General features: G+C 75.4%; 2 protein-coding genes. One reads left to right on the top strand and one right to left on the bottom strand.

What is annotated here, in order from left to right; translation table 11 throughout:
* The first annotated feature begins 192 nt into the window (after window positions 1-192).
* Window positions 193-2673 (top strand): SpoIIE family protein phosphatase, encoded by a 2481-nt coding sequence (locus GUY61_RS37110; RefSeq protein ID WP_208106924.1) that lies wholly within the window; start codon window positions 193-195, stop codon window positions 2671-2673.
* Between the two features lie 40 nt (window positions 2674-2713).
* Here the strand turns inward: GUY61_RS37110 and GUY61_RS37105 are convergent, their stop codons facing one another.
* Complete coding sequence (locus GUY61_RS37105) at window positions 2714-2794, bottom strand: hypothetical protein (protein WP_279576901.1); 81 nt, start codon at window positions 2792-2794, stop codon at window positions 2714-2716.
* Window positions 2795-2810 lie beyond the last annotated feature (16 nt).

The following is a 2810-nucleotide window of genomic DNA, read 5'->3' as shown; positions in this document are numbered from 1 at the left end:
CTAAACGCCCCCGCCCTCCGACGGGCCCGCCCGCGCCGTCCGCCGCCGTGGCGCCTCGAAGTCCGCGGCGGCGGGCGGCGATCCGTACCGGGGGCTGCCGGAACGCGTGGCCGGAACCGATCGGGGAACCCAAGGCACGCGGGACCGGCACACCTGCTGCGCGCAGTGGGTGAGAGACGGTGTAATGGCGAAATGGCGGGTGATGGCGCGGTGAAGACAGGAGCCGGGTCGGCGCGTGCCGAATCCGCCCTGGAGGCGCTGCCCTCCGATCTCCCGGCCGACGAGCGGACACGGGCGGTGCTGGAGCTGGTGCTGGTCTTCTCCGGCGCCGCGCTGGCCGCCGTCTACGCCCCTCCCGACGGCGGGGGGGGCCGGCTGACCGCCTCCGCCGGGGTGCCACGCTCCGTGTACGCGCTGCCGGATCGCTGTCCGGCCACCGAGCCGTGGTCCGTCGCGGTGAACGCCGGCCACTCCGTGTGGCCGGTGGGCCGGGAGGCCGCCGCCTTCCTGGACCTCGGCCACGCGCACCCCGCAACCCCGCCCGAGAGGCTGCAGCTCGGTCTGCTGCCCCTGCGCGGGGTGGGCGAGACACCAGGAGGCTGGCTGGTGGTGGTTCGCGAGGGCGAGAGAGGGTTCGACGCCACCGGGCGCGCCTGCCTGGAACTCCTCGCCTCGGCGCTTCCCGGCCCGCCCGGTGGCGGCGCCCCGCCGGCCGAGACCGCCGACGGCGTCGCCGGCAACGCCTTCAGCCTCGACCTGCGCTCCGGCCGGCTCCAGGCCGGCGAGGGCGTGCTGGAACAGTTCGGGCTGACCAAGGACTTCGACGGCAAGGTCGAGAGCCTGCTGGCGCTGACCGTGCCCGAGGACCTTCCGACCGTGATGTCCGTGGTCGAGCCGGCCCATGCCGCCACCGGGCAGCGCGAGCTCGAGTTCCGCATCCGCCGCCCCTCGGGCGAGCTGCGGTGGCTGCATCTGCGCGGCCGGCTCCGGCCCGGCCCCGACGGCAGGCCCGCGCAGATACTCGGCACCGTCTCCGACGCGACCACCGCGCGCACGGCCGGCACCGGGGACGTCCGGCGCATCCAGCAGCTCGCCGCGGCCCTGGCCGGCATCAGCACCGTCCGCGACGTCAGCTCCGCAGTCGCCTCCGCCCTGCGCCAGCGCCTGGGCGCCACCCGGATCGCGGTCGCCGAGACCGAGGCCGACCGGCTGGTGGTCACCGTCCTGGACCCGCCGGAGCCGGACGCCTGGCCCGATCTGTGGCGCAGCGAGTGGCGCACCCAGTGGCCCGATGCCCCCATACGCGCCATGCCGACACTCGCGCAGGTGGTCGAGGACGGCCGGGTCACGGTGTTCCCCGCCGGCACCCCGCTGGAGCCGGCCCTGGCCACGGTGGGCCCCGGTGCCCTGGCGATCCTGCCGCTGCCCGCCGCGGGGCGCACCGTCGGGGTGGCACTGATCGGCTGGGACGAGCCCTTCCGGCCCGGCCCTGACGAGCGCACGCTGCTGACCGCGGCCGCGGGCCTGGCGGGCGGCGCGCTGATGCGGGTACGTGCCCTGGACGCCGAGCACGAGCTGGTGGGTCTGCTCCAGCGCAGCCTGCTGCCGCGGCGGCTGCCGCTGCTGCCCGGCGCGGTGGCGGCGGCACGCTACCTGCCCGCCACCGTGGGGCTGAACGTCGGCGGGGACTGGTACGACGTCATCCCACTGCCCGAAAACCGAGTCGCCCTCGTCATCGGCGACGTCCAGGGCCACAATGCCCAGGCGGCCGCCCTGATGGGCCAGATGCGGGCCGCGATCCGCGCCTACGCCGTGGAGGGCCATCCCCCGGACGTCGTCGTCTCCCACGCCAACCGGCTGCTGGCCGGGATGGAGACCGATCTCTTCGCCACCTGCTGCTACACGGAGATCTCCCTGGAGGAGGGGGCCGGCTGGTGCGTGCGCGCCGGGCACCTGCCCCTCGTCCTGCGCCTGGCGGACGGCGGCACCCGCCTCGTGGACGAGGAGGGCGGGCCGCCGCTGGGTGTGCTGCCCGACGCCGAGTTCCCGCTGACGCCGCTGCGCCTGATTCCCGGCACCGTCGTCGCCCTGACCACGGACGGCCTGGTCGAGTCGGCCGGCCTCCCGCTCGACGACGGCCTGGCGCTGCTGCGCACAGCGCTGGCGGGCATCGATCCGTCCCGCCTCGACCAGGCCGCCGACGCGCTGCTGCACGACGCCCCCAGGAACGACGACATCGCGTTGCTCCTGCTGCGCTACGACGGCATGGCCCAGCTGCCCGTACGGGAGAGCTGGACGGTGTGGCGGCTGCCCGACGCAGCCCTGCACGCGCGCCGCTTCACCGCGCGCACCCTGCGCAGGTGGGGCCTGGCGGCGGACGACATCGACACGGCCCTGCTGATCGTCTCCGAGCTGGTCACCAACGCGCTCATCCACACCGACGGGCACATCCGCCTCGACCTGGCGCACCACAACGGGCGGCTGCGGATCACCGTCACGGACGCCTCGCCGCGCACCCCGATCAAGCCCACGACGCCGAGCTGGCACGCCACCGGCGGGCGCGGGATCCTCCTCGTGTCCGCGATGGCCCATGCCTGGGGGACGACGCCGACCAGCGGCGGCAAACAGGTATGGGCAGAGGTCGTCCTGATGCCGCGGCCCCCGGAGGACTGACGGTGAGGATGTGACGTGGCTCCTCCGGCGGGGCGACGGTTCAGTCGCCCCCGCCCGGACCGCCCGAGGGCATACCGCTGGGCCGACCGGAAGGCGCGCCGCTCGGCATGTCCGTCGGCATACCGCTCGGCATGTCC

The sequence above is a fragment of the Streptomyces sp. GC420 genome (genome assembly GCF_009916105.1).
In the GTDB taxonomy this organism is placed as follows: Bacteria; Actinomycetota; Actinomycetes; order Streptomycetales; family Streptomycetaceae; genus Streptomyces.
Note: the sequence above shows the minus strand (reverse complement) of the source record. Positions and strands in the feature narration are given on the sequence as shown.